At 70.8% G+C, this 6,348-nt stretch carries 5 protein-coding genes; 3 read left to right on the forward strand and 2 right to left on the reverse strand.

The window, feature by feature from the left end; genetic code table 11:
- The first annotated feature begins 83 nt into the window (after positions 1 to 83).
- The gene (gene dnaB / locus ACWGI2_RS26965) at positions 84 to 1,565 is read left to right on the forward strand and encodes a replicative DNA helicase (protein WP_453698093.1); all 1,482 of its coding nucleotides are present in this window, start codon (positions 84 to 86) and stop codon (positions 1,563 to 1,565) included.
- A gap of 31 nt (positions 1,566 to 1,596) precedes the next feature.
- Here the strand turns inward: dnaB and ACWGI2_RS26970 are convergent, their stop codons facing one another.
- Together ACWGI2_RS26970 and pdxR are read right to left on the reverse strand one after the other, a co-directional pair.
- The gene (locus ACWGI2_RS26970; protein WP_453698094.1) at positions 1,597 to 2,160 is read right to left on the reverse strand and encodes a dihydrofolate reductase family protein; all 564 of its coding nucleotides are present in this window, start codon (positions 2,158 to 2,160) and stop codon (positions 1,597 to 1,599) included.
- A 113-nt stretch (positions 2,161 to 2,273) separates the two neighbouring features.
- A complete protein-coding gene (pdxR, locus tag ACWGI2_RS26975; RefSeq protein ID WP_453698095.1) occupies positions 2,274 to 3,845 on the reverse strand; it encodes a MocR-like pyridoxine biosynthesis transcription factor PdxR in 1,572 nt (523 codons plus the stop codon).
- A gap of 28 nt (positions 3,846 to 3,873) precedes the next feature.
- Between pdxR and ACWGI2_RS26980 the strand changes: the two genes are divergently transcribed.
- Positions 3,874 to 4,773, forward strand: a complete 900-nt coding sequence (locus tag ACWGI2_RS26980; RefSeq protein WP_453698096.1) for a methyltransferase domain-containing protein — start codon at positions 3,874 to 3,876, stop codon at positions 4,771 to 4,773.
- A gap of 54 nt (positions 4,774 to 4,827) precedes the next feature.
- Complete coding sequence (locus tag ACWGI2_RS26985; protein WP_453698098.1) at positions 4,828 to 6,210, forward strand: serine hydrolase domain-containing protein; 1,383 nt, start codon at positions 4,828 to 4,830, stop codon at positions 6,208 to 6,210.
- The last annotated feature ends 138 nt before the right edge of the window (positions 6,211 to 6,348 follow it).

Raw genomic sequence — 6,348 nt, forward strand, 5'->3', positions numbered from 1 at the left:
TGGGCCGCTTATTTGTCAGTGTCGTGCCGTAAGAAAGAGGGGCACGGCTAGGTCCGCGCGGCGGACGTGAGGGAGGTGGCCCGGTGAGTATTTCCGAGCCCTTGGACGACCCCTGGGCCGACAGCGGTCCCAGTGACCGTCTGCCCGCCTCCCGACAGCGCCGCGACGGAGGCCGAGGCCGCGACGAGCAGCACGAGCGTGGCCGTGAAGGCGGGGGCTGGGACGGCGGCGGCGGAACCGCCTTCGAGCGCGTACCGCCGCAGGACCTCGATGCCGAGCAGTCGGTGCTCGGCGGCATGCTGCTCTCCAAGGACGCCATCGCCGATGTCGTCGAGGTGCTCAAGGGCCACGATTTCTACCGACCCGCGCACGAGACGATCTACACGGCGATCCTCGACCTGTACGCCAAGGGGGAGCCGGCCGACCCGATCACCGCGGCGGCCGAGCTCACCAAGCGCGGCGAGATCACCAAGGTCGGCGGGGCCTCGTATCTGCACACGCTGGTGCAGACGGTGCCGACGGCGGCGAACGCCGAGTACTACGCGGAGATCGTCCACGAGCGGGCGGTCCTGCGCCGCCTCGTCGAGGCGGGCACGCGCATCACACAGATGGGATACGCGGCCGACGGCGACGTCGACGAGATCGTCAACAGCGCCCAGGCCGAGATCTACGCGGTCACCGAGCAGCGCACCAGCGAGGACTATCTGCCGCTCGGCGACATCATGGAGGGCGCGCTCGACGAGATCGAGGCGATCGGTTCGCGCAGCGGTGAGATGACGGGCGTGCCGACGGGCTTCACCGACTTCGACTCGCTGACGAACGGTCTGCACCCCGGCCAGATGATCGTCATCGCGGCCCGTCCCGCCATGGGTAAGTCCACGCTGGCGCTCGACTTCGCGCGCGCCGCGTCCATCAAGCACAACCTGCCCAGCGTCATCTTCTCCCTGGAAATGGGGCGCAACGAGATCGCGATGCGCCTGCTGTCCGCGGAGGCACGGGTGGCGCTGCACCACATGCGCTCCGGCACGATGACGGACGAGGACTGGACGCGGCTCGCGCGCCGGATGCCCGAGGTCTCGGCGGCCCCGCTCTACATCGACGACTCCCCGAACCTGTCGATGATGGAGATCCGCGCCAAGTGCCGCCGCCTCAAGCAGCGCAGCGACATCAAGATGGTGATCATCGACTATCTGCAGCTGATGCAGTCCGGTGGTTCCAAGCGCGCCGAGAGCCGCCAGCAAGAGGTCTCGGACATGTCGCGAAACCTGAAGCTGCTCGCCAAGGAGCTCGAGGTCCCGGTCATCGCGCTCTCGCAGCTGAACCGTGGCCCCGAGCAGCGCACGGACAAGAAGCCCCAGGTCTCCGACCTGCGTGAATCCGGCTCGATCGAGCAGGACGCGGACATGGTGATCCTGCTGCACCGCGAGGACGCGTACGAGAAGGAGTCTCCGCGCGCGGGCGAGGCGGACATCATCGTGGGCAAGCACCGTAACGGTCCGACGGCGACGATCACGGTCGCCTTCCAGGGCCACTACTCGCGCTTCGTGGACATGGCGCAGACGTAGCGGTTCCGGGCCCGTGACTTCCGGACGGCGCTCAGTGCCTCGTCTCGTACCTGGTCAGGATCACGCCGCAGGGAAACGTCCGCGTCTCCACCAGGTTCAGGTTCACCCAGTTGTCCAGCGCGGCGAAGAACGGTGTGCCGCCGCCCACCAGGACCGGCGCGGTGGCCAGCACGTACTCGTCGATCAGCCCGGCCCGCATGGCCGCCCGGGCGAGTGTCGCGCCGCCGATGTCCATCGGGCCGCCGTCCTCGGCCTTGAGCCGGGTGATCTCGGCGACCGCGTCGCCGGAGACCAGGCGGGTGTTCCAGTCGACCTTGTCGATCGTCGAGGAGAACACCACCTTCGACATGTCCCGCCAGCGGTGCGCGAACTCGATCTCCGCCGGGGTGGCGCCCGGTTGCTGGTCGCCGGTCGGCCAGTAGGAGCTCATCGTCTGCCACAGCTTGCGCCCGTACAGCGTCAGCTCGGTCGCCCGCAGCTGGTCGGACCAGAACTGGAACAGCTCGTCGCTCGGCACGCTCCAGCCGATGTCGTCGCCGGGCGCGGCGATGTAGCCGTCCAGGGACAGGTTCATGCCGTAGATCAATTTCCGCATGGCGCCAGCCTTCCGTGAATCGGTCTCCCACGTACAGACCGGCGCGGCGCGGGAAACTCATCGGCGGCGAGACCCATCGGCGGCGAGACCCCACCAACGGTTTCAGCGGTACGTCAGGACAGGTGCCGCAAGGTCTTGCCGAGGGCTGCCATGCCCTCGGCGATGTCGGTGGCGGTGGGAGCGGCGTAGCCGAGGACCAGGCCGGGGCGGTGCGGCCGTTGGCTGTGCCAGGACAGGGGCTGGACCTTCACACCGCGGGCCAGGGCCGCCGCCGCGAGGTCGGTGTCGCGGAAGCCGTCGTCGAAGGTGATCGTCAGGTGCAGGCCCGCCGCGGCGCCGTGCACGACGGCCTGGGGCAGATGAGTTCTCACCGCGGCGATCATCGCGTCCCGGCGGCGGCGGTGGCGGCCGCGCAGGAGACGCAACTGGCGTTCCAGGGCGCCCGATTCCATCAGCTGGGCCAGGACGATCTGGGGCAGTACGGCGTTGCCGAGGTCGGCGAAGCGCTTGGCGGCGACCAGCGCGTCCCGGTACCTCGGCGGCGCGAGGACCCAGCCGATGCGCAGCGCGGGAGCCAGCAGCTTGGACACGCTCCCGGCGTAGCAGACGTGCTCGGCGAGCAGGGAGCGCAGGGCGGGGACCGGAGCGCGGTCGTAGCGGTGCTCGGCGTCGTAGTCGTCCTCGATGATGAGCCCGCCCCGCTCAGTGGCCCAGCGCATCAGGTCACGCCGCCGTTCACCGCCGAGCACCACGCCCGTCGGGAACTGGTGCGCCGGAGTCAGCAGTACCGCGGGGGCGTCCGTGGCACGCAGCTCGTCGACGCGGATGCCCTCGGCGTCGACCGGAACCGGTGGGGTGGCGAGGCCACCGTTGCGCAGATGCTGGCGGGCGCCGAGCGAGCCGGGGTCCTCCACGGCCACCGCGCGGATGCCGTCGCCGTGCAGCACCTGGCCGAGCAGGGTGAGGGTCTGGGCGGTGCCCGCGGCGATGACCACGTCGCCCGGGTCGGCGCGGATGCCTCGGTTGCGGGCCAGCCAGTCCGCGACGGCGATCCGCAGCGCCAGGGTCCCGCGCGGGTCTCCGTAACCGAAGTCGGACGCCGAGAGCTCCTTGAGTACGGCGCGTTCGGCGCGCAGCCACGCGGTGCGGGGGAAGGCGGCGAGATCGGGCATGCCGGGCGAGAGATCGATCCGGGCCGGGGCGGATCGCAGCGCGTCGAATACGTCCGTGCCGGGCGGGGCGGCGAACAGGGCGCTCGGGGGCGGCGGAGGCGGGCCCGCGGGCGCCTCGGGCCGGGCTTTCGCCGGTGCGGCGACCACCACCGTGCCGTTTCGCCCCCGCCCGGCGACGTGTCCGTCCTCGTTCAGGCGCTGGTAGGCCTCGGTGACGACGCCGCGGGACACGCGGAGTTCGCCCGCGAGGACGCGGGTGGCCGGGAGCCTGCTGCCCACCGGCAGGCGGCCGTCCGCTATCGCGAGGCGCAGGTGCCGGGCCAGCCAGTCCGCACGGCCACCCGCCGGGGCGTCGTCGATGTTCAGCTGGAGGAAGTCGGCGCCGGCCGGCGCCGCGTACGTCGCGGATCCTTGGGCCGGGGACTCTGCCGCGGCGGTTGCGGATCCCGGGGCCGGGGACCCTGTCCCGTTCGATATGGACCGGTCAGTGGCGCTGTCATTGGACCTGTTCACCGGGCCATAGTGGCAGCAGGGTGAGGTCATGCAGACAGCAGCCGCAGCAGCCGACACCACCACAACGACACCGGATCCCGCCGCGCGACCGGCAGTTGACTACGTCCACGGATACTCGCACCGTGAGGCCCGCAGGCTGGGGGACCAGGCGGACACTCTCGCCGCGCTGTTGCACGCCGGCACGGCGTATCCGGCGGGGAGCCGGATCCTGGAGGTCGGATGCGGGGTCGGCGCCCAGACCGTCCACCTGATCGACTCAAGCCCCGGGGCCCGTTTCGTCGCCGTCGACCGGTCCGCGGAATCCCTGGCGAAGGCCGGCGCCCGCGTGACGGCGCACGCGCCCGACGCGCACGTGCAGTGGTGCCGTGCGGATCTCTTCGCTCTCCCTTTCCCGGACGCCGAGTTCGACCACATCTTCGTCTGCTTCGTCCTGGAGCATCTGGCGGCGGCCCAGCGGGCGCTCGCCGGACTGCGACGGCTGCTGCGGCCAGGCGGGACCGTCACCGTGATCGAAGGGGACCACGGGTCGGCGTTCTTCCATCCCGACAGCGCCTACGCCCGTGCGGCGATCGACTGCCTGGTTCAGCTCCAGGCCGACGGCGGGGGAAACGCCCTGGTCGGGCGGCAGTTGCAACCGCTACTCACGCAGGCGGGCTACGAAGGCGTCCGGGTGCGGCCCTGCACCGTCTACGCGGACCGGACCCGGCCCAAGCTCGTCGAAGGCTTCACCCGCAGCACGTTCATCGCCATGATCGAATCCGTCAGGGGCGACGCGCTGGCCTCGTCCCTCATCACCGAGGCCGACTGGGACCGCGGGATCGCCGATCTGCGCAGGACCGCGGACGACGACGGGGCCTTCCACTACACGTTCTTCAAGGCCACGGCTACGCGTTCCGACGAGCGTGGTCGATCTACGAGCTCCGCGTAGCGCGCCCGGCGGAATTCGCTCGACGCGCGGCGTCTCCGAAGGTGGACTGGGGCCATGACATCACCGCGTGAAGAGTTGTTGCCCACCACCCGTCGAGCCCTGCTGCACCGAGTCGCCACAGCTCAGGCGGAGGGGAGGGCGCCCTCGCTCGTCGCCTCGGTGCTCAGGGACGGCGAGTTGGTGTGGACCGAGGGGCGCACCTGCGTCGACGGGCATGCACCGGACGAGAACGTCCAGTACCGCATCGGCTCGATCACCAAGACGTTCACTGCCGTACTGGTGATGCGGCTGCGCGACGAGGGTGCCCTCGACCTCTCCGACCCCCTGGAGAAGCACCTCTCGGGAACGGCCGCGGGCGACGTCACCATCGCGGAACTCCTTGCGCACACCAGCGGGTTGGCGGCCGAGACCCCAGGTGAGTGGTGGGAGCGTACGCCGGCCTCGCAGCGCCCCGAGCTCGAGGACGTACTCGGTGAGCAGGCTTTCAAGCACCCCACCGGGCGCCGGTTCCACTACTCCAACCCCGGTTACACGCTGCTCGGTTCGCTGATCGAGGAGCTGCGGCAGGACTCCTGGGAAGCCGTGCTGCGCCGCGAGGTCCTGGAGCCGCTGGGCCTGGACCGTACGAGTGCGCAGCCGCAGGCCCCGCATGCGGGTGGCTGGGCCGTCCATCCGTGGGCGGACGTGATGATGCCCGAACCCGCCGAGGACCTGGGGCTCATGGCTCCGGCCGGGCAGCTGTGGTCCACGACGGCGGACCTGGGGCGTTTTGCCGCCTTCCTCCTGGAGGGCGACGACCGGGTCCTGTGCGCCGATACGGTGCGGGAGATGCGGGCGCCGGCGGCGCCTCTGCTCCCGGGGGACTGGGACGTGACGTACGGCCTGGGGACGCAGCTGATCCGTGGGGAAGGGCGCGCCTTTGCCGGGCACGGGGGCTCGCTGCCGGGCTTCATGGCCGGGCTGTGGGCGAGCGAGGAGGACGGCCTGGTGGCGGTCACGCTGACCAACTGCACCTCTGGCCCTGCCGTGACGGCGCTGGCTCTCGACCTGCTGAAGATCGTGGCCGAGGCAGAGCCTCGTATCCCGGCGGCGTGGCGTCCCCTTCCCGAGCTCGATGAGGGACTGCTGGAGCTGGCGGGGCCCTGGTACTGGGGGACGAGCACCTTCGTACTGCGGCCGCAGGCCGAGGGAGCACTCGACCTGTCGCCCATCGAGGGCCGGGGCCGCGGATCGCGATTCCTGCCGAACGGCGACGGCGTCTGGACCGGGCTCGACGGCTACTTCGCCGGGGAGCAGCTGCGAGCGGTGCGGCGGCCCGACGGGACGGTGAGCCATCTCGACCTGGGGTCGTTCTTCTTCACCCGGGAGCCGTACGACGCGGGGGCTCCCGTGCCGGGCGGGGTGGACCGGGAGGGGTGGCGCGGGCTTCCCTTGTAAGGGCTTCTAGAAGCTCTGCAATTCGGTGGGGGCGGGGGGGTTTACCTGAAAAAACACGCCCCCCCCCCGGCCCGTCACAAAAGGCCACGGTAAATCGGGAGCGGGTACCCCCCAAGCGCGGGCCGGGATACGAGCCCC

The sequence above is a fragment of the Streptomyces sp. NPDC054866 genome, from assembly GCF_053610745.1.

Excerpts from the sequence above, each read along its gene's own strand:
- ACWGI2_RS26970 (WP_453698094.1), bottom strand. The coding sequence starts at position 2,160 with ATGCGGAAATTGATCTACGGCATGAACCTGTCCCTGGACGGCTACATC.
- ACWGI2_RS26985 (WP_453698098.1), top strand. The coding sequence starts at position 4,828 with ATGACATCACCGCGTGAAGAGTTGTTGCCCACCACCCGTCGAGCCCTG.
- ACWGI2_RS26980 (WP_453698096.1), top strand. The coding sequence starts at position 3,874 with ATGCAGACAGCAGCCGCAGCAGCCGACACCACCACAACGACACCGGAT.